Annotated in this window: 26 protein-coding genes; 12 read left to right on the forward strand and 14 right to left on the reverse strand. The window is 40.6% G+C overall.

Going from position 1 to position 23,012, the window contains the following annotated elements:
- Positions 1 to 27: 27 nt before the first annotated feature.
- A complete protein-coding gene (locus ACN20O_RS05915; protein ID WP_491638124.1) occupies positions 28 to 648 on the reverse strand; it encodes an outer membrane beta-barrel protein in 621 nt (206 codons plus the stop codon).
- Between the two features lie 86 nt (positions 649 to 734).
- Positions 735 to 2,810 carry a sensor histidine kinase gene (locus ACN20O_RS05920; RefSeq protein ID WP_491638126.1) on the reverse strand — a complete coding sequence of 692 codons (2,076 nt, stop codon included), beginning with the start codon at positions 2,808 to 2,810 and terminating at the stop codon, positions 735 to 737.
- A 412-nt stretch (positions 2,811 to 3,222) separates the two neighbouring features.
- On the opposite strand from ACN20O_RS05920, the gene ACN20O_RS05925 reads away from it, so the two are divergent.
- Entirely contained in the window at positions 3,223 to 4,356 is a 1,134-nt protein-coding gene (locus tag ACN20O_RS05925) for an MFS transporter (protein WP_491638128.1), read from the forward strand.
- On the opposite strand, the gene ACN20O_RS05930 is transcribed toward ACN20O_RS05925, so the two are convergent.
- Both ACN20O_RS05930 and ACN20O_RS05935 read right to left on the reverse strand, forming a co-directional pair.
- On the reverse strand, positions 4,353 to 4,691 hold the full coding sequence (locus tag ACN20O_RS05930) for a phage holin family protein (protein WP_491638130.1): 339 nt from the start codon (positions 4,689 to 4,691) through the stop codon (positions 4,353 to 4,355). The genes ACN20O_RS05925 and ACN20O_RS05930 overlap by 4 nt on opposite strands.
- 9 nt (positions 4,692 to 4,700) lie before the next feature.
- Positions 4,701 to 4,868 (reverse strand): hypothetical protein, encoded by a 168-nt coding sequence (locus ACN20O_RS05935; protein WP_491638132.1) that lies wholly within the window; start codon positions 4,866 to 4,868, stop codon positions 4,701 to 4,703.
- 345 nt (positions 4,869 to 5,213) lie between these two features.
- On the opposite strand from ACN20O_RS05935, the gene ACN20O_RS05940 reads away from it, so the two are divergent.
- The 5 genes from ACN20O_RS05940 (at position 5,214) to ACN20O_RS05960 (ending at position 9,325) form a co-directional block, all read left to right on the forward strand.
- The gene (locus tag ACN20O_RS05940) at positions 5,214 to 6,038 is read left to right on the forward strand and encodes a class I SAM-dependent methyltransferase (protein WP_491638134.1); all 825 of its coding nucleotides are present in this window, start codon (positions 5,214 to 5,216) and stop codon (positions 6,036 to 6,038) included.
- A gap of 75 nt (positions 6,039 to 6,113) precedes the next feature.
- The gene (locus ACN20O_RS05945; RefSeq protein ID WP_491638136.1) at positions 6,114 to 7,526 is read left to right on the forward strand and encodes a hypothetical protein; all 1,413 of its coding nucleotides are present in this window, start codon (positions 6,114 to 6,116) and stop codon (positions 7,524 to 7,526) included.
- A gap of 51 nt (positions 7,527 to 7,577) precedes the next feature.
- A complete protein-coding gene (locus ACN20O_RS05950) occupies positions 7,578 to 8,132 on the forward strand; it encodes a hypothetical protein (RefSeq protein WP_491638138.1) in 555 nt (184 codons plus the stop codon).
- Positions 8,132 to 8,563 carry an EamA family transporter gene (locus ACN20O_RS05955; protein ID WP_491638140.1) on the forward strand — a complete coding sequence of 144 codons (432 nt, stop codon included), beginning with the start codon at positions 8,132 to 8,134 and terminating at the stop codon, positions 8,561 to 8,563. Before ACN20O_RS05950 ends, ACN20O_RS05955 begins: the two co-directional genes overlap by 1 nt.
- Before the next feature lie 57 nt (positions 8,564 to 8,620).
- Positions 8,621 to 9,325, forward strand: a complete 705-nt coding sequence (locus ACN20O_RS05960; protein ID WP_491638142.1) for a glutathione S-transferase family protein — start codon at positions 8,621 to 8,623, stop codon at positions 9,323 to 9,325.
- Here ACN20O_RS05960 and ACN20O_RS05965 read toward each other — a convergent pair.
- Positions 9,233 to 10,099: a DMT family transporter gene (locus ACN20O_RS05965; protein ID WP_491638144.1), complete on the reverse strand. Its 867-nt coding sequence runs from the start codon at positions 10,097 to 10,099 to the stop codon at positions 9,233 to 9,235. The genes ACN20O_RS05960 and ACN20O_RS05965 overlap by 93 nt on opposite strands.
- Before the next feature lie 211 nt (positions 10,100 to 10,310).
- Between ACN20O_RS05965 and ACN20O_RS05970 the strand changes: the two genes are divergently transcribed.
- Together ACN20O_RS05970 and ACN20O_RS05975 are read left to right on the forward strand one after the other, a co-directional pair.
- A complete protein-coding gene (locus tag ACN20O_RS05970; protein WP_491638146.1) occupies positions 10,311 to 10,886 on the forward strand; it encodes a hemerythrin domain-containing protein in 576 nt (191 codons plus the stop codon).
- A gap of 131 nt (positions 10,887 to 11,017) precedes the next feature.
- On the forward strand, positions 11,018 to 11,770 hold the full coding sequence (locus tag ACN20O_RS05975) for a methyltransferase domain-containing protein (RefSeq protein WP_491638148.1): 753 nt from the start codon (positions 11,018 to 11,020) through the stop codon (positions 11,768 to 11,770).
- Positions 11,771 to 11,774: 4 nt separating this feature from the next.
- Here ACN20O_RS05975 and ACN20O_RS05980 read toward each other — a convergent pair whose 3' ends face one another.
- The 3 genes from ACN20O_RS05980 to ACN20O_RS05990 form a co-directional block, all read right to left on the reverse strand.
- The gene (locus ACN20O_RS05980) at positions 11,775 to 12,185 is read right to left on the reverse strand and encodes a hypothetical protein (protein WP_491638150.1); all 411 of its coding nucleotides are present in this window, start codon (positions 12,183 to 12,185) and stop codon (positions 11,775 to 11,777) included.
- 1 nt (position 12,186) lies between these two features.
- Positions 12,187 to 12,603 (reverse strand): DUF1761 domain-containing protein, encoded by a 417-nt coding sequence (locus ACN20O_RS05985; protein ID WP_491638151.1) that lies wholly within the window; start codon positions 12,601 to 12,603, stop codon positions 12,187 to 12,189.
- Positions 12,604 to 12,668: 65 nt separating this feature from the next.
- Entirely contained in the window at positions 12,669 to 13,793 is a 1,125-nt protein-coding gene (locus ACN20O_RS05990) for a hypothetical protein (RefSeq protein ID WP_491638153.1), read from the reverse strand.
- A 164-nt stretch (positions 13,794 to 13,957) separates the two neighbouring features.
- On the opposite strand from ACN20O_RS05990, the gene ACN20O_RS05995 reads away from it, so the two are divergent.
- The 4 genes from ACN20O_RS05995 to rlmN are packed head-to-tail and all read left to right on the forward strand — an operon-like array spanning position 13,958 to position 16,801.
- On the forward strand, positions 13,958 to 14,419 hold the full coding sequence (locus ACN20O_RS05995) for a YehS family protein (protein WP_491638155.1): 462 nt from the start codon (positions 13,958 to 13,960) through the stop codon (positions 14,417 to 14,419).
- 11 nt (positions 14,420 to 14,430) lie between these two features.
- Complete coding sequence (locus ACN20O_RS06000) at positions 14,431 to 15,204, forward strand: LamG domain-containing protein (RefSeq protein ID WP_491638157.1); 774 nt, start codon at positions 14,431 to 14,433, stop codon at positions 15,202 to 15,204.
- The gene (locus tag ACN20O_RS06005) at positions 15,204 to 15,731 is read left to right on the forward strand and encodes a HutD/Ves family protein (protein ID WP_491638159.1); all 528 of its coding nucleotides are present in this window, start codon (positions 15,204 to 15,206) and stop codon (positions 15,729 to 15,731) included. The genes ACN20O_RS06000 and ACN20O_RS06005 overlap by 1 nt, the downstream gene beginning before the upstream one ends.
- Complete coding sequence (gene rlmN, locus ACN20O_RS06010; RefSeq protein WP_491638161.1) at positions 15,728 to 16,801, forward strand: dual-specificity RNA methyltransferase RlmN; 1,074 nt, start codon at positions 15,728 to 15,730, stop codon at positions 16,799 to 16,801. Before ACN20O_RS06005 ends, rlmN begins: the two co-directional genes overlap by 4 nt.
- Here rlmN and ACN20O_RS06015 read toward each other — a convergent pair.
- The 6 genes from ACN20O_RS06015 to upp form a co-directional block, all read right to left on the reverse strand.
- Entirely contained in the window at positions 16,764 to 17,702 is a 939-nt protein-coding gene (locus tag ACN20O_RS06015; RefSeq protein WP_491638163.1) for an AEC family transporter, read from the reverse strand. The genes rlmN and ACN20O_RS06015 overlap by 38 nt on opposite strands.
- A 220-nt stretch (positions 17,703 to 17,922) precedes the next feature.
- On the reverse strand, positions 17,923 to 20,481 hold the full coding sequence (locus ACN20O_RS06020; protein WP_491638165.1) for an ABC transporter permease: 2,559 nt from the start codon (positions 20,479 to 20,481) through the stop codon (positions 17,923 to 17,925).
- Positions 20,469 to 21,128 carry an ABC transporter ATP-binding protein gene (locus ACN20O_RS06025; protein WP_102245020.1) on the reverse strand — a complete coding sequence of 220 codons (660 nt, stop codon included), beginning with the start codon at positions 21,126 to 21,128 and terminating at the stop codon, positions 20,469 to 20,471. Before ACN20O_RS06025 ends, ACN20O_RS06020 begins: the two co-directional genes overlap by 13 nt.
- On the reverse strand, positions 21,125 to 21,727 hold the full coding sequence (locus tag ACN20O_RS06030; protein ID WP_491638168.1) for an arylesterase: 603 nt from the start codon (positions 21,725 to 21,727) through the stop codon (positions 21,125 to 21,127). Before ACN20O_RS06030 ends, ACN20O_RS06025 begins: the two co-directional genes overlap by 4 nt.
- Before the next feature lie 20 nt (positions 21,728 to 21,747).
- A complete protein-coding gene (gene udk, locus ACN20O_RS06035) occupies positions 21,748 to 22,353 on the reverse strand; it encodes a uridine kinase (RefSeq protein WP_491638170.1) in 606 nt (201 codons plus the stop codon).
- A 9-nt stretch (positions 22,354 to 22,362) separates the two neighbouring features.
- Positions 22,363 to 22,995, reverse strand: coding sequence for a uracil phosphoribosyltransferase (upp, locus tag ACN20O_RS06040; RefSeq protein ID WP_102245023.1), 633 nt, complete (start codon positions 22,993 to 22,995; stop codon positions 22,363 to 22,365).
- Between the last annotated feature and the right edge of the window lie 17 nt (positions 22,996 to 23,012).

Here is a 23,012-nt window from a genome sequence, read left to right on the forward strand (position 1 = left end):
AGTGGGGCCCGCTACTAATCCAAAGCTCTAGAAGTTAATTCCTAAATTTGCTCCGAAACTTGAGTACTTCACCTTTAATTGTGGGTCTCCAGAACCCATTGTGTAGCGGTAATCAAGACCTAATGAAAGTTCTTTCACGATCATATATTCCGCTCCAACTCCTGCATGATATCCGATATCAAGATAGTTGGTTGTGTTTGAAGGTGGTGAATTGACCATGAATGCAAGTCCTGCTGGAATAATCCACGGTCTGAATTTTCCCAATCCATCAAATCTGTATTTTGGAGCAACGACGACAGCGAGCTCTGAAACGCTGACTTCTTTTTTACTTGAATCGCTTGAAACGACCACGTCGATGGCATTGGCAACTTTCTTATTTGAGAATCTATTGTAATCAACAAAAATTTCTCCTAGAAGTGAGTTTGATTCGAACAGTGGGCAATTCATTAATTTAATATCCAGACCGGCACCTAACCCATGGCCGCTCTTATCATCATTCTTTCCATTGGCCCCACCAGTATCAGTAAAAGTTTGTCCCCCTCTGCTCGTGTTTAGGTTGGAAATTCCGTAACGGTAAAACACCTGACCATCTGCAAAAGCACTTGAACTGATAACAGCTAACATGGCCAATAGACCTAATCTTTTCATCTCATTCTCCTTTGTTGAGTAAAGGGAGTTTCGTCCTCAAACTGTTTCTTGAGAATGTTTCAGATTAGATTAAAAAATGATTTTAATTAGTGAAATGAGTGCATGAAATCCTGCTGAATTGCCCCTATGGGAATGAGGAAATGAAAGCTTGTTCCAACTCCCTTCTCACTATCAACCCAGATTTTTCCATTGTGGGCCTCCACGATCCCCTTTGCGATAGCAAGCCCTAAACCAACTCCGTGATTAGATGAATGCTCTACTTGCCAGAAGCGATCAAAAATATGCGGCAGCTGATCCTCGGTCATTCCCGCTCCAGTGTCTTCAATACTAAAGAGCACTTGATGGTCGAGTCTGCGCGCATGAACAATAATCTTTCCTCCTTTCTGGGTAAATTTAATAGCGTTGCCGATTAAGTTGGATAAGACCTGAATGAAGCGGTCTTTATCACATAAAACATGAGGAAGATCATCATCTACATCGCTAATGACTTTGATAGATTTTTCTTCGGCGAGCAGTCTGGCAGATTCTATAAACTCTTCCAGTATTATTTTAGGGTCGTGATCTTTAAAATCAATGGCAAAAGTCCCTGCCTGTATTTTTGCAAAATCCAAAATCCTGGCAATCAATCCCTGCATTAATTCACTGGAGCGTTTTATTCTCACAGCGGCCTTATCAATTTTATCTTTTGCTCTTTTATCTTCGATATCAATTTTCACAATGGACTTAAGGCTCATCATAATAACCGATAAAGGATTTTGCAGGTCATGAGAAACCATCGCCAAAACATCTTCACGAATTCCAATAGCATCGCGCGCCTCTTTATAAAGGCGGGCCTTATCAAGTGCGAGGGCCAGAGCGTTGGCAAACTCTTCACAAAAAGGAAGCGCATTTTGATCAAAACGCCTTCCGGAATCATTAAAACAAAGAGTCACAGCTCCCAAAGATTTTCCCCGAGCAATGACGGGTACAGAAATAAAAGATTTAATCGAGAGTGCAGAATAAAGCGCACGATCCTTACTGTCGGGAAAAACCTCTATTAATTCTTCATCTGTTAAGTGAGTGACAACAATTGGCTTCCCTTCCAATAAAACTTCTTTTATCGACTGAAAGTATTCTGAATTTCTTGGATAACGTCGAATAAAGGCTTCCAGAACAACTGCTTTATCCGAATCCCGATGGGCCACAAACTCCAAACGAACATCTTCTTCCATGTTGGTCGTATAAAAAACACAACAATCAGCAAAATTAGGAATTAAAAGCTTTCCCAGTTTGTTTGTGTCGAGCTCAAGTGACTCTGCCAGAATTCGACTGACATTGAGTTGAAAATTTTGTTCAGATTCATATTTTTTTTGTTCGGCAATATCCTGATTCTGAACAAGTGCCCCGATGATTTGCCCATTTTCGTCCTTGATGGGTGCTGCTGAATTTAAAATGACTCCGTAAGTGCCATCAAATTTTTTAATCTTTAAAACTTCATTATGGCAAACCTCTCCTTTTTCTAAGGCACGGACAGAAGCCCATTCATGAGATTCAATTTTTTTGCCTGTCTCATAAACCCATCCTTGAAGTTCACTGTAATTTTGAATCGGGATCTCTTTATCTCCCCCCCATATTTTTATTGCAGCTGGATTTTCCGAAAAAATATGTCCTTGCTTATCAATCAGCCACACACCGATAGGTAAATTTTCAACTAAGAGTTTAAAAAGTTTTTCACTCTCCTTTAAAGCAATTTCGGCTCCTTGTTTTTCAACAACCAGATTCGTTACGTCTTCTGCCTGATTGATTATATAACTGAGGTTTCCCTCCAAATCGAGAACAGGTGAATTCATCACCAGCCAGAAGTGCGTTTCAAATTTGTCATTATCATTCATGATGTCGTAACGAAGAAGATTCATCTTATCAGGTTTTTTACTTTTCAATACTTTTTCAAAAGATTCTATAAGCAGCTTTCTGCCATTAGCTTCCATCTCATTTGGATTTTCAGGAAAAACATCAAAGACCCCTTTGTTCAGGATGTCTTCTCTTTTTATTTTTGCTTGCCTCATATAAGCATCACTTACGGCGACAATAGTGTACTTTGGTGCATCGGGAAGAAAAACAAGAAACAATCCCGGACTCGATTCAAAAAGTAGACGAAAGTCAGGTGTACCTTGTGTATTCATCTGAGAATCCTTAAGAGAAAGTTAACAACATTCTTTGTCTCCCAAACTGAAAGGACATTTCGTCTTCTGTTTTGCCTTGTAACTTCATTTTGATGTGACATTTTTCCCTCTCAGTGATGAAAAGAATACCTTTGTAAAAAATTGCAAAGCTCATACCAGCAACATAATTTGTAAGCACAATCTCTTTCAACAAATGTCATTCTAAAAGAAATATTAAGGAAGAATTAAAATCGCGCAGTCATTTTGCAAAACATTTAAATAATAATTCTGAGTTTAAATAAATTCCCCTGAGAATAGTGCTGTTTCATTCACAATCAATCAGTGTTATAATGAGTCCATTTTTTAAACTCACAAGCGATCTTTTAATATGAACAATCATGAAGAAACTCTCTCTCCCTTAGTCTTATGGCTGATGACTATTGCAACTGGCGTGTGCGTAGCAAACCTTTATTACTGCCAGCCTCTTCTGCACCAAATGCAGGAAACATTTAAAGTAACTCCAGGTCAGATGGGTGCCATCCCAACTCTTACTCAACTTGGATATGCCGTTGGAATGCTTTTTCTCATTCCTCTTGGAGATCAGATTGAAAAAAGAAAACTTATTTTTATTTCAACAGTTATCTCGGCAATGACATTAGTAGGAATGGTCCTTTCACCAAATCTTTTAACTGCTACAATCATGAGTTTCTTAATCGGTGTAACAACCATGACTCCGCAATTTATTATTCCTTTTGCTGTTCATCTCGCTCCTGCTGAAAAGCGCGGCCGAGTTCTAGGAATGGTTATGAGTGGTCTACTCCTGGGAATTCTTCTAGCAAGAACAGTCGCTGGTTTTGTTGGTGCTGAATACGGATGGAGATTTATGTTCAGCCTGGCCGCAGGTGCGCTTGTTGTTCTTGCTGTTATCTTAAGACTCGTTCTACCGGTAAGCCAGCCAAGTTACCAGGGAAGTTACATTAAGCTTATCCATTCTGTGTGGACACTCGTTAAAGAGCAACCAGTTCTTCGCGAGTCGATGCTCTTTGGTTCAATGCTCTTTGGTGCCTTCTCTGCTTTTTGGGCCACGCTTATCTATTTGATGGAGTCTCCTGCTTTTCATCTTGGTGCAAGGGCCGTTGGACTTTTTGGTCTCTTAGGTGCTGCTGGTGCATTGACTGCACCTATCATCGGAAGACTTTCAGATAAAAAAAGCCCACGCTCTGCGATTATGATTGGTTTTATTTTAATGGCCCTTTCTTTTATCCTTTATATGACTTTGGGACAAAACTCGCTGATTGCTCTGTCTATCGGAGTGCTTCTAATGGATATTGGACTTCAAGGAAGCCACGTCTCTAACCAAAGCCGCGTCTTCTCTTTAATTCCTGAAGCACGCAGCAGATTAAATACTGCTTATATGTTCTCATACTTCCTTGGTGGAGCTCTAGGTTCATGGCTTGGTTCAATTTCCTGGGGGCTTTACGGATGGACTGGAGTTTGCACGAGCGCACTTCTCATGATTGGGATTGGTGCTCTTCCCTTTGTTTTAGAAAGAGCACGCAAAGCTTAGAAAATAACTAAATCAATTAAAATTTGAACGATGGTTAGGACGACGGATGCAATAATGGCCGTTGCCCAGCCATCAATCTTAAAACTCGACATCAATCCTGCGGCCATTCGAAGAACAATCGCAATAATCACAAAAGTAAAAAGCCCTAGAGTTAAAATATTGATTGGTAAAGTGAGGATAAAAAGAATTGGTTTTAGAATGGCATTTAATAAACCAATAATCACACTGGCCACCATCGCTGATTTAAAATCCTTGATATCAAAACCTTTAACTAATTTTGATGTGACTAAAAGGGCAACGGCAGAGAAGACCCAAACAAGTAAAACATGTAACATAGAACCTCTTTAAATTTTTTCCGCAAACCACTCTGCAGACTTTTCCAGAATTTTTTTATCGACACTGATTTGAATCTCTTTTGCCAAATCAGAGAGTTTCTTTTTCCTTAAAACATCTCGCCAAGCATTGTCTGCTTCGTACATGGCCCCGGCAATAGAAAAGACCGGAAGTTTCATTTTCTTTAATTTTGGTTAACAAGGATTATTGCGTCTGATTTCCTGACAATTGAAAGTATTTTGTCTTCCATCTACCGCCTCCACAACTTCAAGCATATTGATTTTATCAGCAGCTCTAGCAAGTGTTAAATCAAAAATTTCTTTTTCTGAGAAAAATTCTCTCGTTTTTTGATAGAGATCCTGACTTACATGTGCCTAGTTTAATTTTGTCACAGCTTCTGTCCAAGTGAAAGCTGCTTTTAAAGATCTAATGTTAGAAAAACCTCTCTAAAAAAATCTCACACTCGTGGTACTTTCCTCCAGAATCATTGTATAGTTAAGCATACAAACGTCCTTGAGGTTTCTATGTCTAATCAAGTTAATCCCTTATCACAATCGGAGTCCTGGGGCAGAGTCGCTGAAGGTTATGCTGAGATGGCAGATTGGGTTATGTCTCCTTTTGCAAAAAAAGCGATTGAAATATCTAACATTACACCCGCCTCAAAAGTTCTGGATGTTGCTTGTGGCACTGGTATTTTAACCTGTATGCTCTCTAATCAAGTTAAAGAAATACACGCACTGGATTTTTCTCATGACATGCTTAATGAATTAAAAAAACGTTTATTAAAAAGAGAACTCTTTAATGTTGAGATACTTCAGGCCAACGGACAAAATCTGCCTTTTGATGATAATCAATTTGATCATGCTTTCTCTCTTTTTGGTCTTATGTTCTTCCCCGATCGCATTAAGGGCTTTAAAGAACTTCATCGCGTTCTAAAACCAGGAAGTGCCGCCATCGTTTCAAGCTGGGCATCTCTTGAGAAATCGACGCTGATGCAAGCAATTGGAGCTGCGATTAACTCTACACTTCCCGATGCTCCTTCTCCAAGAGCTAATTCTCGCTCATTAGAAGACCCCGAAGTCTTTAAAGCAGAAATGGAAGAGGCCGGTTTTGAAAATGTTTTGATTCAGGAATGTGCAATGAATTTACCGGCGATCTCACCTAAAATGTTTTGGAAGCTAATGTCTGAAGGAGGTGCCCCGATTGCTTTACTACAAAGCAATTATGGCCCTGACGAATGGCATATGATCTCGACTAAAATTATGAACTATCTTCACGAAACGTACACAGAATCTCCAATGCAACTTATGACCACTGCTTACTTCGGTAGCGGTATCAAGAAATCCTAGAGTGGTTCTTCTTTTGCAGAATGAATTTTACTTTCAACATAAGTTGAAAGATTTCATTTTAAAAAAGAGGATAATATGCAAAAAACTTTTCGAAGCATTTTACTCTGCTTCTCACTTCTCTTTTTTACCCATAATCTGCTGGCCTCTGAACTTTGGGTAAAAACCTCAGGAGATATAAGGCACTTTGTAAGTTTAGACACTGATGAAGGAATTGTTGTTAAACACTATGTGCAAGAAAAGGGAGACTACCAGGACCTCATCTCCTCCAATGAATTTAGCACTCTCTTAGATGCTAAACATTTTATCAAACAGACTTATCCACAATATCACTCCACTAAAAAACTTTCGTACTGGCCCATTGACACAACAGCTTCAGAAAAAAAGAACAAGAATTTGTGGGTAGCGGCTAATCAATGGAGCGATTACTGGGAAGAAAGATATGCACAATGGCTGCAATCTGAAATAACCTCCGACTTTTATATGAAATACAATATCCCCACTGATTGTGCGGATGCACTCATTGGTTACCGCTGGATTTTTGCCCGTATCTACTCACTTCCTGTGGCAAATACGGTTTCTGATACCGGTTCTTTGTTTGGACAATTTTCCATGAGAAAGCAGTGGGAAAATCTTCCAACGTCTGTCAACTGGTATGATGATCAACTATTTCTTGCAGCATTGAATTATGTCATGGACATGACCAGCACCAGAACAGTGATGGCCAATGATGGTTTTCCTGTTTCAATCACGAGAAAAGGTTTGCAAGCGGGAACATTTATTGTCAGCCAAACTAATGGTTCAGGTCACATGAGAACGATTACAGAAAATTACTTTGATGACCCTTCACAACTTCCTCTCTTCACACATTCATCCACAGCGCCAAGAGAAGTCAGACCTCTTTATAGAGAAGCGTTTGTCGATCAGGCCTGGCCAATAAGAGGAACGCGAGAAATACTTGCCTTTCGCTGGCCAGTTGTCTCGCGCAACTCATGGACACTTACACCTAAAAAAAATGATCCTCGATACTCTATGGAGCAGTTTGATCAAGGCCTTCAGGGAAAATATTATTCTTTCATCCAGTTTGTTATCAGCCGAGTAAAACCCAACTACGATCCATTTAGTTTAATTGATACTGGAATTATCGATTTGGTGAATTACACTAATATGAGAGTCAAAATCGTTCGGGACGGATACGAGTTCTGCCGCTCTCACAACTGCAATCCAGGAACACAAGGTTATGAAGACTGGAGTACACCAAACCGTGATTCAAAATACGTTATTAAGTTTGCTGAAATTGAAGACTTGGTTAAGGCCTTTGATCCCATGTATCCAGGTCTAATGCAGCATTGGCAAAATGCTCTGGATGGCACTGTGCTCGATATTGAGGGGTTCTCATTATCTCTGGCAAGGTTGAGAAATATTTTTGAGAAAAAGCTCGCTAGCTATAATCCCAAGGATTCCATTTTAAGGCGCTGGGGTTTACAATAACACTTCAATCAGAGCAGTCCTTGAGACTGCTCTTTTTTTTACAGGCAAGTTATGAATAAATTAATCGCCCTTTATTTTTTATTATCGACTCATGTTTTTGCTGGAGACTACATCGATCTTCCGGTTTCAACATTTGAATCAAAAGCTGAAGGCATTTACGATCGTATCAATAATATCATTAATAATCCTGAGCCTGTTTTAGTTCGCTACAAACCAGTGGGAATGAAAATTAGAGACAAGGTCATCAATCACAACCAAATCCAATTTTTGGCGACAAAAGAAGTTTTAGGTATCTCAAAAACTGTTTTATACAAGGGCACGCTGGATATTTCTTATATCGATTCTCAACCAAATCAAAAATGCTTTAAGACCTTTTTGGACTTCAACGGATCAGGCGATTTGATTATTGAAAACATTGAAAACCTGGAGATGGTTTTTTGCACGAAAGAAAAAGGACCTGATCATTTAAGTGCTACTGTAAAATCTAAAATGAAAAAAGGACAAGGTTACGGCGGGGTGATTGGTCCAATCGCTAAAAATTTAATCGCTGATCAAGTCGCTCCTATAATCACTTCTATTAAAGAAGAAATCGAAAAGGATAACTAATGTCTCAGCCGTGGTTGGTTTTTGCTCTTGGTTCAGCTTTTTTTGCTGGCTTAACTGCTCTCTTTGGAAAAATGGGTGTTGAAAACGTCAATTCCAACATGGCCACATTCGTTCGCACGATCGTCATTCTTTTTGTTTCTGCTTCTATCATCACGATGAATTCAGAGTGGCAACGAGTTGATAAATTTTCTTCACGCACTATTGTCTTTTTAGTTCTTTCTGGTATCGCGACAGGATTGTCGTGGTTATGTTACTACCGCGCTCTTCAACTCGGGCACGTGGCGCAGGTCGCTTCAGTTGACAAGCTTAGTGTTGCATTTGCAATTATTCTTTCTGCTTTTATTTTAGGAGAAATCCTGACATGGCAAACTGCACTTGGTTGTCTCTTGATCATTAGTGGATCAATCGTTATCGCTCTTCCAAAATTCTAAGCTTTAACTTTTCTTATGGAGACTTCTTTGCAGTATAGAAAGCAAAAGGAGTACATCATGATAAAGTTTTACCATTCACCACACTCTCGTTCGACTGGCACTTTATGGCTTTTAGAAGAGTTAGAAATTCCTTATGAATTAGAACTGATAAATATCAATGCTCCAGGTGGTGCACCTGAAGCTTACCGAACAATTCAGCCGAACAAAAAAGTCCCGGCCATTGTCCATGATGGGATTATAATCACCGAACGAGCGGCCATCACCACTTACTTATGTGATGCTTTTCCCGATAATGATATTGCTCCGCAAGTGGGAGATTTAAGACGTGGACCTTATCTTTCAATGTTGGTTTACTGTGATGCAGTCCTCGATCCAGTCATCGCTGCAAGGACTCATGGATGGACTTATAAATCGAATGAATTTTCATTCGGTCTTTTTGATGACATGGTCGAGTATCTTGACCAAAAACTTATACATCATCGTTATGCCACTGGCAGTGATTTCACAGCTGCAGATGTTCAACTGGGAATCATGCTTTATTGGGCGATAAAAATTTTCCCAGTCATGCCTGAGAAAGAATCTTTTATGCGCTACCTAGATCGTCTAAGTGAAAGACCTGCTTTTATCCGGGCCCTGGAAAAAGACCAGGTGCTGGCCAAAAATCCGAATTCAACGACCGCCCACTTTCCTTACGACAAACCAAGTCCCCGCCAGAATCAGGACAGTTCCCATGATCATGTGTACGGTGATGGATTCTCTTAAAAAAATCGCTCCCCAAATCATTCCAAAGAGCGGCATAAGAAAAGTCACAGTCAAGGCCTTTGCCGGTCCAACATCCGCGATCAATTGATAATAAAGTAAATAGGCCACAGCACTACAAAGAAGAGCAATACCTAAAACATTAAGTGCGATATTTAAACTCACGCTCTCTGGGATTGGTTGACTTAACGAGAGTGGAATAAGAATAAGTCCGGCAAACAGCTGACATCCACCCGCAAAAGAAAGTGGTTTAATGTGCGAAGCAAATTTTTTAATATAAATCCCAGCAATAGCATAACAGCTGGCCGCTACTAAACAGGCGATGATAGCAGGAAAAGCGTTGTTATTAAGTTGGGTTGTTCCCAAGTCGACAACTAAGGCCACACCTGCACTCGCCAGCACAAGACCAGTTATTTTTGACCAGGTCATTTCGTCTTTTAACCAAAGCCATGAAAAGATCACACCGAACATGGGTGAAGTTGAATTGAGAATTACTTCATAAGAAGCAGGAAGATAAAGTGCACCATAAGCAAACAGAGTAAAAGGGATGGCCGAATTGATGACCCCTATTATTAAGTAATGCTTCCAGTTTTTTTTCCATTCCAGGTCAAAACCTTTTGCCGCAAAATAAAGACACAGCACTAATCCACCAATAAAGAGTCTTAAGTTAGTCGTAAGAAAGGGCCCCAAGACTGGCGCAAGAATTCTTAAAAAGATGAATGAACCTCCCCAAATAGCGGCGAGGGTAAAAAGGCGAATCAGATCAATTGTTTTCATACAAAGATGTTAATAGGTTTACTTTAGTTCCACAGCATAATATTCCTGAGCATTCAACTTTTCCCCATTGTTACTCGTAGCTAAGTCCATTTTTTCCCGGAACAAAATGAAGAGTGATGAGAAATTCGTATTCCTTCGTTGGTTCTAAATTTGCAACATTCGATTGTGAATAGAACTTTAGGACGGGTTCAGCTAAAACAAAGGATTTTTCATGATCAACGCATTAGAGACTCTTAAGCATCTAAGACAATCTCTGAACGATGAAGATGACGACACAAGCGTTATTCATATTATGGAAAATCATCACAAGTACCTCAAAGAGTATATTAATATGCTCAATGACAGCGGAACCGCTCCTGAAGACAAGCAGGCTTTGGCATCGCTCTTTCTTTGCATTTTTCAAATGCACGCGCATGCCGAAGGAGATTCTTTTTATCCTGCACTCAGAGAAGCCTTAAGTCACGAAGTGAGACTTTTGGGGATAAAGGGCCAGGATGAGCACGAGATTGCTTTTGAAATAGTCGATGAAATTAAAAGTATGGACTACAAACATTATTGGTCAGAAGACATTGATGCAAAAATTAGAATGTTAACTGGGCTAATTAAATCCCACATCAAAGAAGAGGAAAGTGTGGTTTACCCAAACGCCAAACGTTCTCTAAGTGAAAAACAATTAGTGAATTTAACAAATGAATATCTCAAGAAATGTTTAATGTACCTGGATATGGAGATGGAAAGCGGTCCGTCGGACGTATCAAGAAGTGATGTGATAACGTTCTTTTATTGAGCGTAAATTATCAATAGAACATTGACCCGCAGAGACCCGGTGGCCGCCCCACCGGTTTTTTGTGGTTTAGGGGTCATAAATATATTACCTACCTGAAGAAAATAACTGGATTCTGTTGTATAAAACCGAGGATGACGAATATGATTCACGACCTACAATTTGCTTATCTAAAGAAAAAGTATCACATTGATACAAACGCACCGGCATCTGAAAACCGTCTGACTTTAGATAAAATCTTCGTCAATAATTTCCCTGCAAAAATCAAAGATAAATTCGTTGTTGATTTTGGCTGCGGCCTAGGTGGAGACACCGAAGCAATGGCCAAATGGGGTGCCAAGCTTTCTCTGGGACTTGAAATCAGGGCAGAGTTGGTAGCAGACAACTTAGAACGCATTCAACTTCCAAACTGTACTTTTGCTACAACTCTCCCTGAGAATCTTCAATCGCAGGCAGACTTAATTATTTCTATCGATGCTTTCGAGCACTTCGAAAAACCGGCAGAAATGCTAAAGATCATGTACAGCTGTCTTCGCCCAGGTGGCGAGGCCTTCATTAGCTTCGGTCCAACGTGGTATCACCCACACGGAGGACACGCCTTCTCTGTCTTCCCATGGTCGCATTTACTCTTTACTGAAAAAGCGCTGATTCGCTGGAGAAATCAGTTTTATCATGATGGTGCCACGAAGTTTAATGAAGTTGCTGGTGGCCTTAACCAGCTTTCCATTGCTGATTTTGAAAAGATCTTTAATCAAAGCCCATTTGAAATCGTAGAGCTTAATTGCAAACCGATCAAAGGGAAAAAGTGGCTACAAAAACTCCTGGGCAGAGAATTCACTACCAGTATGGTGCTTGTACACCTAAGAAAGCCTCTGGCAATCCACTAAAAATTTATTCTTTTTTACCTTGAGAGTTGATGTAGTCCTTCCACTCTTGCTGAATTTTCACATCACTTTTTTGCAGTTCTTTTTGTAATTTTGCCTGAAGCTCTACCAGCTCCTTTCTGTCGGCATCACTAAGTTCATTGTCTTTTGTCAGGTCGACAACTTTATTAAGAAATTCGTAATAGGCATTACATTCTTCACCGACAGCATCACATGGAATCGCTCTGGTCGCTTCTACTCCATCGGCCATATAGTTCATGACTTTTACATCTGGTTCACTCATCAGCTTATTGACAACTTCATTGATCTGCACGACTTGCTTAGAGTACTGGCCAATAGTGACAGCTGGTTTCTCTGGCGTTTTAGAACATGAATACAATGAAAAAGTAACAAGTGATAAAAGTAGAACACTTTTCATACTATCTCCAAATGGCAAGGATCACGCCCATCATTGACACTCCCACAAGTGGATAAGAGATATTAATGAAAGCAAGCTTAATAGGTTTCATAGAAAAATAATGGTTCGGAAGCATTGTCGTTAAAGAAAATCCCAGCCAACATAAAAAGCCGAGTTTTAAACCCTCTAATGCCGTCGTAGCCCCAGTTGTAATAATAAAGTAGCTCAATACCAATCCCATGATGATGTAAGAGATAAACGAGGCAAAATAACCGTGAGTCACGGCATTTTGAGGTTCGTGTTCACTCATTTTGTCAGGATTTAATCCCATCAGCTTCATCCATGACCTGCTAAAAAGAAAAGCATACCATAAAAAGCCTAGCAACATATTAAGCACGGCACAAACAAGGATAGCGGAAAAATTGAATTGTAAAAACATAAAATCTCCCGTGAGGGCATGACCCTCAGGGAGATTCTAAATCAGATATGATTAGTTAGAAAGTCTTAAATACTAACTGCGCCTTCGAACGTACAAGCCGGTTTATTGCTTACACCTGCGTTGCCACAAGCTAGGTAGTCAACGATATCAGGGTTCGTTCTAAGCGATGTTCCAATGCGGAAGTCACCAGATGGGTGGATACCTTCATCACCAGTTCCACAAAGGTTAGCCCAGCTGCTTACTAGAAGAGCATCTGTTTCTGCAAAAGAGTAGTTTTGCGATCTAGCGTGAATGTTTAGAGCTTTCATACCCCAAGCATCAGCAATCAGCTCACCAGCGTGGCTTGTTACAACTTTCATGTTACACGCAGCTGGGTCTTTTTCATTCTTCTTACAGAACTTTTTATCGTTGTCAGTTTTGTTGAATTTATCAACATAGTTATCAGCTAAGCACCCCATGAATGGTTTGTATAGATCGTTTCCAAGCTTGCTGTTATCTAAATGGTGACCCATTTCGTGAGAGATCGCTAGAAGGATGCTGTTGAATCTCTCTCTCATATCCGGCTCCTGGCTCATAGTGATCAGGAATCCTGGACAGATTAAAACGTACTTATCGTTTCCTAATGTTGTAGCAAAAGCGTTTGCCACCATACCATCAGATCCACACGCATTGTTTAGAAGCTGAGCTAGAATATTGTCTTCCATTCCAGTTCTTTCTAGGAAGTCACCAAAGTTACCAACGATAATCTGGTCAATGATTCCCGACATAACAATCTTAGTTGTATTGTCAAAACGGCTTTCTGAAATTCCACGCTTCATGTATGACTTAAGAAGATTTACGTTCGCTGGGTCTGTCACAACAGTTTCAATTCCCACAACTCTCTTCTTAGCTGCACGCATGATCTCTTGGTTTCTAATTTTGTATGACTGAATAGCGCGTTTAATGAAGTGAAGTTTAGAAACTTTCTTCTTCATTTCTTCAATTCTTGGCTCAGAAGCTTTTGAAGCTTCTGCTGCGATTTCACCTTTTAGCTTGTTGATATAAATATCTCTCTGAGCTCTTTGGGCCTGAGTTTCCGTACAAATCTTTTTTAAAGGATCAGCACAGACAGTTGATTCTTGAGAAAAGGCAGAAAAGCTGAAAGCAGCTGCAGTAAGCGCGCAAGCGAGAACTAAAGATTTAGACTTCATAAACGACTCCGTTTGGGGGTGTAAGGTTCGCGTACAATTTTATGTATTCTGTCACTTTTAGAAATTTCCTCAAGTTACGCTGTAAAAAAGTAATGACTTGTCTAAAAAGTAGTCACTTTTTGGATTAAAACCCATTATAATCACGAAAAAAGGATGACCAAGACATGACCCCAAACGATTACCTAAGAAGCCTGCGCTACCTACTCGACATCAGCGACTATAAAGTCGTTGAGATCATCAAGCTCTCTGGCCCAACAGTGCAACTGGATGAAGTGCGCGCTTACTTTAAAGACGAAGAAGACCCAGGTTACATAAAATGTAGCGATGAAATGATCGCTCACTTTTTAGATGGCATGGTTTATTACAAGCGTGGAAAAGACGAGAACAAAACTCCTCCTCCTTTTGAACTACCCGTTACCAACAATGTCGTTTTAAAGAAAGTTAAAGTGGCCTTTGCCCTTAAAGAAGATGATATGCACGATGCTATGTCCCGAGCTGGCCTTAAAGTCGGCCGCTCTGAATTCAGCGCTCTTCTTCGCAAGAAAGGTCATGAAAACTACCGCGAATGCGGTGACCAATTCCTAAGAAACTTTTTAAAAGGTTTGACACTAAAAGAGCGCGGATAGAAAATTTTTCTATGAAAAATTTAATCCTATTCGTTTTTCTTTTATCTCTTCTGACCTCTTGTTCAAATAGCTCCGGTGGCGGAAGCAGCAAGTCTCTTCCTGGTGGCTCGACGGCTACATTCGATGCAGAAAATGCCAATGGTGACCGCTCAATCCCAAGTACAGGTTGTTCAATTTCAACATGGGTGAACACATCAAATAATTCTTTAAATGGAAACTTAGACTGTTCTTTTGGCGGCGGTTTTGCCGGCAACGGGATTTTTACCAGCCCTTATCGTTTTGAATTTAACGGAACAAGCACAGTCGTAACAACAAATATCAATCCTCAGCCAAACACCATGAGCAGCACAACATGGATGGCCTGGGTTTATCCTACAAGCACCACTCTCCAGCATGTGCTTTCAATTGATAACCACTCGGGTGCTTTTAACCGTGCTCTAGTCATTCAAAATAGCAACTGGTCTGCTTTTACAGGAACATCGACATCTTTTGAATCGCACTCTGTTGATTTGAACCAATGGCAACATGTTGCCGTTGTCTACACACCTTCTGGTATTACAGTTTATAAAAACGGGACTGCTGCAAGCTCTGGTTCAGCTCCTACAATCAACAATACTGCCCAAACATTTACCATTGGTCGTTCTGCGGCCGGAGGATGGGATTACTTCCAGGGTGCAATTGCCTGGGTTGCTGTTTATCCTAGAGAGCTTGGTAAAAATGAAATACAAAGTGCATGTCGTGCCCTGGCCAACCGCTTTGATGCCATTCTTTGCGACAGCAATTAATGATTGAAGTCTTTACCAAAAATACATTTAAAGAAATGCCGTGGAAAAATGGCGGCGGCTCTACTTTAGAGCTTTATAAAATCCCCCATAAAGACAGCTTCAACTTTCGTCTTTCTATCGCCACTGTGAGTTCCGATGGCCCCTTCTCTCACTTTCCGGGAATTGAGCGCATTCTTCTTTTAATGGAAGGCGCAGGCTTTAGATTAAATAAAAATCCTCAGCCTATGACAATGGATACTGCTTTTTTTCCCATCACATTCGCTGGCGAAGAAGACATTCACTGCCAACTAATTCAAGGCACTTGCCGTGACTTTAACGTTATGACCAGAAGGGATTTTGCCACCAGCTCTCTTACTATTGCTGAGATGGATGGAAAAAATCCATTAAAGATCAAAGCACTCTGCCCTTTAAAGTTTATTTATGATACTCATGCTCAAACTTTAACAAAACTGGATCAGGGTGATGAAAGTGAGTTTGGAGGATCTTTTCCAACTCGCCTTTTTATCATTGACGTTAACTTTGTATGAGCACGGGCAAAACATCTTTTTATGAGCATAATTATCAGGAGCTGGAAACGCTTCTGAAAACTCATGCCATTAATCCAAAAAGTGCTTCGCTACTTTTCCGTCACCACTACAAAGAGAAAAAACTCTCGCCTTGTGAGCACCACAATCTTTCAAAAGCTGCGCGTTCCTTTGTTGCTCTGAACTTTGATTTTAGCCTTCCTGAAATCGACTACGTTCATGAATCAACAGATTTGACAGTTAAACTTTTACTCAAATTAAAAGACGATCAGAAAGTTGAATGCGTGCTTATTCCCTTTCAAAATAAATACACTATCTGCCTTTCAACTCAGGTTGGGTGTGCGATGAAGTGCTCTTTTTGTTTTACCGGAACTCAAGGCTTAAAAAGGAACCTGGAGACTTCTGAAATCATCGGCCAGTTTATCCTTGCCTGGAACTGGTTAAAAGAAAACCGTCCGGATGATCATCAGTTAAAAAATATCGTTTACATGGGACAAGGTGAGCCACTTCATAATTTCTCAGCTGTAAAAAAAGCATCTGAAATTTTCCTCGACCAACATGGAATGAGTTTAGGAATTCAGAAAATCACTGTTTCAACAGCAGGGTATCTTCCGGGGCTTAAGCGCTGGAACGAAGAAATGCCGGGCGTGAACCTCGCTCTTTCTCTTCACTCAGTCATTGAAGAAAAAAGAAATAAACTCATCCCTATTAATCAGCGCTACTCACTTCAGGAAGTTATGGATTATATCGACACCATTCCTCTGGCGAGAAAGCAGTATGTAATTTACGAATACTTATTGATCAAAGATTTTAACGATACCGAAGAAGACGCTCACGCGACGGGAGCTTTCCTTAAAGGCAGACAGGCCATCATTAACCTGATTCCTTTTAACCCATTCCCAGGTTCTGATTTTGAACGCTCTACAGATGAGAGTATTCTGCGTTTTCAAAAAATTATTGAGACCTATAATCTTCCGGCCCTGATTCGCACAACAAAAGGTGATGACATCCTGGCCGCTTGTGGACAGCTTAATACTAAAAGCCCAGGAAATACTTCCAAAGCGGTACAGTAATAAGCGAAATGGGAATCCCCACGCCAACCATCAAGTTCGTGAGCTCATTATCTAGGTTAAATTCATTGGCCACAACTGCCGCCGTAATCATGGTCGCCATTGCTGATTCAAGCACCGTGACTTGTGTGATCAGATCATTTCCACCTAAAACCTTAATATAGAAAAAAGCAAAAAAAGCAGGAAGGACTAAAAGCCTGAAGCCCAGACCAACCATCAGCGGGAACCAGCGTCTTTTAAAAACCGCCGGGTCAACATGCAGCTGATACCCAACGGAGAAAACCGCCAGCGGAACAAGAGTTGCCGCCACCTTTTCAAAGGCGGGTATAATAGGATCAAGGCCATGGGGATGATTCATTCCAAATAACAGATACCAGAAAACAGAAAGTAAAAGAGCAATAAAAGGTGGGAAAAATAAAATCCTACGTGCAATAAATTGCGGTGTGATTTTAGCTCCCGAATAAAGAGCTGCTACAAAAATACCGATTGTTGCCAAGGCAAGAAAACTTCCTGGCTGGTCTGCAAGAATCCCAATAGGAAGAGCGTGCGGGCCGATTAAAGCTTCTAATAAAGGAAACCCAACAAAAGATGTATTCCCTAATCCTGCCGTTAGAATCAACGCTCCAGTTGTCGAGTCCTTCCATCCAAATTGCTTTCCAGCAAAACCAAAAACTAAATAAGAAAAGGCAAAGGCCATCCAGGCCATTGATACAGGCATCCACCAGTTACCGCTAAAATCCATTGTCACTAGAAGTTTTGGCAGCTGAGCAAAGACCAGCGCAGGAAGTGATAAATAGACTACAAAAGAGTTTAAAACCTGTGGCGTAGCATTTGGAAAATGTCGCAACTTTTTACATAGGTTTCCGGCAATAAGACAGACGAAAATAACAATAAAATTTGTCATAGTGGCATTTTACCAGACTGTATAAAGAATGGACAGCTCTACCCTTTTTACATCCATCCCTACCAAAATATATCTCTGGAGGTTAAGATTGGTCCATAGAAACTTGTGGAGCCGTTCTTCCTCTTCGCCCTAACGAAGAAGGAAGCGTACAAGCGGCCCACGATGTTTTTGTTTGTAAGTTCCTTTTCCCTGAAATTCGCGAAGCCTCAAGATCACAGACCTAAAATAAACTTTTACTCTTCACGAGTTTATTAACTCTTAAACTAACAATCACCAGTAGAAGAATTGAGAGCGCTGCCATTACAGGTACAACAAATCCAAGTCTCAGGATCACTTCTGAATTAAAGACATTTTTCATAATCACAAACGTCAACCCTGAACCAAAAAGCACAGAGAGGATAAAACAGAAACCTGTTAAAAACGAAAACTCTCTTGAGTAAATCTGCTTAATTGTTTCTGTCTTAAGTCCAAGCATATAAAAAAGACTCATTTCACGCTTTCTTAGCTCCAGGTGGTTAAAACTCACCGCCACCAGGACAACGAAGGCCACAAACAGCGATAAGAATGAAATAAACTTAATGGCAATCGCCATTAAATCAAAGATGGTCGTAATCTTTCTCACTAACTCTGAAACTTCCAGCATCGACACACTTGGGAAAGTCTCGGCCATCTTTGCGAATACTTTTCTTTTCTCTTCAAATGACTTCACTTTAATAGAAGCTAAGTACGTTTTTGGGGCTTCTTCCAGGACTCCCGGTTGGAACAGAATGAAGAAGTTCGGCTCAAAACTCGTCCACTTTACAGTACGGAAGCTTGTCACCACGCCTTCAACTTCAATCCCGCTGATATCAAATACCAGCTTGTCTCCGATTTCAGCTCCTAATCTTCTCGCATAAGAGCGCTCAAGAGAAATTTCACATGGACCTTTCTCTACATCGCATTTCTCGCCGTTAAATTTTCCTTCGACCAATGTCTCCGACCACGACAAATGAGAGCGAAAACTTAAATTCACGCCGCGGTTTCTCACGCGCTCTGAGTTTTCTTCTTCTCTCGTCTGGAAACTTGGATCACTTGTACCAGGCTCTTCTCTTTTTTGTGTGGCCACCCCGTTAAGTTTTAGTAAGCGCCCTCTAATCATCGGGGCAAACATAGTGCGGTTCCAGCCTTCTGATTTTGTCAGCCGATCAAACTCTTCGGCCTGAGTGTCTTGAAGATCAAACATAAAAAGATCTGGTCTTCTGTCTCCATAAGTTTGAGTGAATTCCTCTCTTAGAGAGCTTTCTAATTGAAAAATGAAGGTCGTTAACGTCATCCCCACAAGTAAACAAATAAAAATGGTGAACGATGAAGTGAAATAACGGCTCACAGTTCTCGAAGCATGACGATTAACAAACGTCATTTTTCCAGATGTTCTGTCTAAAAAAGTTGTGATTCCCTTAAAACAAACTCCGGCCAAAGAGATAATCACCAATAATCCACCAAGGAAAAGTGATCCTACCTTAATCGAGTTAGCTAAAACAATCGCCAGGACAATCACGTAAACTAAAAGTGGAAGAAAGTAATAAAACTTGATGCGCTTAAGTTCTGCCGGTAAGTCTTGAAAGATCGTAGCGACCGGAGTCTGCAAAGCGCCCCAGAAAAGAGGCCCCAGCGCCAGCATGCTTCCTCCTAAAGAAAGAGAAAGAATACGCAACAGAGCAAGGCCATTGAGTCTAAAGATGAGTTCTTCTCCTACAAGCTTACTAAAATAGCCTTCAGTAAATGGTAGAGCAGAAACGACAATAGTCGTTGAGATGAGAACCGCAATCAACGTGAGTAAAACTAAGTGAACGAAGTTTACTTTAAAAAGAAACGTCGTTCTGATTCCCATCGCTTTATAAATAGAAAATGTTCTAAGTTTCTTTGAAAGAAAGTGCTGGGTAAAATAATAAAGACCGACAAGACTTAGTAAATAAGTCATGAGTGTAATTAAACTCAGGTAATCCGTCAGAAGATTGAGTGAGCGAGAGATCTGCTGACTCGACTCTTCAGGGCCTGCAATCTTCACCGCTTTATCAATAATCAGACTGCGCAGTTCTTTTTGGATAATTTTGTTTTTGATTTCTGGCGGAAGCTTAATCGAGTAACTGTAAGTTGCAGTTGAACCAAATTTAATTAAGTCAGTTTGTGGAAGGAAGTTGTAAGAAAGAAAAATCTTAGGAGCTAAGTTAAATCCTCTAAAAGAAGAGAATTGATCCTGCAGAATGATTCCACCAACAGTAAAGATCGCTTCTCCTACTTTTACCTTATCGCCAACCTTAATTCCCAGCTCCCACGAAAGATCGCGGCTCATCCATAGGATGGGACTTTCATGGATATTTCCCCAGTCCCCCGGGCCTTTGCGCCCGCCATCTTCAAGAACCACACCTCCATAAAAAGGAAATTCAGGTGTGACGAAATTTAAATCCGCAAGCTTTGATAAAGGCTCACCTTCTTTACCCGAAGTCACTTTCATCACAAGCGAGTACGTTTCTGTCCATTTGGCATAAGTGAATTTCTTTTCACTTAGGTAGTTTTCAATTTTTTTGATTTCACTTTCATCAAGCGCACGTCTGGTTGAAATGGAAAGATCTGAAGCAATAAAGTTTTTAGCATTTTTAGCGACTTTATCTTCGATACCAACCCTAAAGGACTCCACTAATAAAAGACCAATAATCCCCAAAGAAGCGCAGAGAACATAAAACCAGTTAAATGATTTATCAAACCTGAAGTCTTTCCAGAAAAATTTTATAAATGACATTTTCCACCAATCAGACGCACGATACGGTCTGCCTTACTGGCCAGTTCCTCATCATGAGTGACAAGAATCATTGTGGTCTTTTTTTCACGGACCATATTAAAAAGAATTTCGATAACATGTTTGCCAGTTTCAGTATCCAGATTTCCTGTCGGCTCATCTGCCAATAATAAAGGCGGCCCAAAAGAAAGAGCTCGGGCAATCGCCACGCGCTGCTGCTCTCCACCAGACAGCATTGAAGGGTAATGATTCGCGCGCTCTCTTAGGCCAACCATATCCAACCACTTCATCGCTGTTTCTTTATCTTCTTTACCGTTAATCTCAAACGACAACAGAACATTTTCCAAAGCTGTTAAATGAGGAATCAGATGAAACTGTTGGAAAACAATTCCCAACTTCTCTGCTCTAAACTTGCAGAGCTCTTCTTCTGATAATTTTGTCAGGTCAGTTCCGTCAACAGAAATACTTCCATGATCCGGGCGATCAAGACCGGCCAGTAGTGAAAGCATCGTAGTCTTCCCACTTCCCGATTTACCTAGAAGAGCGATAATCTCGCCGCTTTTAATATCCAGGGTAACGTCATTTAAAACGTGAATCGTGTTTTTTCCCTGTTCAAAATGTTTGTTTAAGTTTTTGACTTCAATTCTCATAAGTTTTTTTCCACAAAATCAGTTACAGTTTTGGCCACCAGGACATGTCCTTTGGCATTCGGGTGAATACCGTCAGGTAAATTAAGATCAGACTTCCCCGCTACGTCATTTAGAACGAAAGGAAGGAAAGCGACTTTTTCAGTGTTCGCAATTTTTTTATACATAGCTTCGAACTCGGCCACATACTGCTTACCGTAGTTAGGAGGCATTAAAAGTCCTAGCAATAAAACTTTCACCTTTTTCTCTTTAGCAAGTTTAATAATTGCTAAAAGATTCTTCTGAGTTTCAGCAAGTTTTAACCCACGTAGACCATCGTTGGCCCCAAGTTCTAAAACCAGGATGTCAGTTTTCTTTTTTAAGTGCCACTTTAGCCTGGTTACTCCGCTTGCCGAAGTTGAACCGCTCACTCCGCCGTTAGTGACAACGACATCGTGTTTTTTCTCTTTCAGGTTTTTTTCCACTAAACGAGGAAAGGACTGCTCTTCATCCAGCCCGTAGCCTTCAGAAAGAGAATCGCCCAAAAAAAGAATGTGTGTAGACGCAAAGACGCTGGTGTTAATTAATAACAATCCCGCCAGGAGAATCAAAAATTTTTTCATGACTAATTTTCCAAAAAAGTTTAAGTCAGTTTTCTGGTAAAGAATTCTATCGCTTCGTGATAATCACCAAAATCTTTGACAATGGTTTGAGCAAAGATTTTTGATGGTTCAACAAACTGGTTGTGCATTGGTTTTACCTGCAAGTCAAATTGCTTTTTGACTCCTTCAGGCGTTCTTCCGCGTTCATGGACATCTCTGTCCAGTCTTCTTTTAAAGCGCAGCTCTTCCGGTGTGTCGAAGAAGACGGCTTCATCAAGAGCTGCGCGGACAACACTTGAGTCTAAAATCAGAATGCCATCCACTAGAATAATTTTCTTTGGATGGCATTCAATTGTTTCAATTTTTCTAGTGTGAGTAGCAAAGTCGTAGAGAGGAACTTTGATGCTTTTGCCTTGCTTTAAATCGCGAAGACCTACTGCCAAAAGATCAAAATCAAGACTGCTTGGATGATCGAAGTTTACTGATCCACCATCACCGTCGAATTTTGCAGACTGGTCAATGTAATAGTTGTCCTGATAAAGAATCGAACATCTCTCATCGCCAAGAATTTTCTGTAGCTCTCTGGCAAAATAAGTTTTCCCAGATCCGCTTCCACCTGCAACACCGATAATGTATGGAGTAACCATGCAATTTTCCTATTTAGTCTGGAAAAGGCGGTCTCCCGCATCCCCAAGTCCTGGAACAAGGTAACCAACTTCGTTAATCTCTTCTTCTACATTCAATGTGAACACTTCGACGTCTGGGTGGAAAAAGTGAAGTTTTTCCAGACCAATTTTCGAAGCAATTAAACAAAGAACTTTAATCTTGCCGACCTCATATTGTTTTAAGCGGTCAATCGCTGCCACAATCGTATCTGATGTCGCCACAAGCGGATCGCACAGAAGAATTTCTTTGCCTTTGATATTTTCCGGCATTTTGAAATAATACTCAACCGTATTGTGAATAAATTTATCGCGATAGATCCCGATAAATCCAGCGCTGGCGATCGGTAACATCGACAATACCGCATCCAGCATCCCGTTTCCGGCGCGAAGGATAGAAACAACTACTGGTGGGTTAATCATTCTTTCAATTGTCGTCTTAGCAATCGGAGTTTCGATGGCCACTGGCTCCATCTGGTCCCATTCTCTCATTGCCTCATACGCTAAAATCTTCGAGATTTCTTTGGTGATCTCACGGAAGTCATTCGAGTTCGTGTTTTTATCACGCAAGTGCCCTAGCTTATGTCTTAACAGTGGGTGCTTAATGATCGTAATTTTCTGGCCCATAATATTTCCTTAAATAA

The organism is Bacteriovorax sp. As-1 (assembly GCF_058446905.1).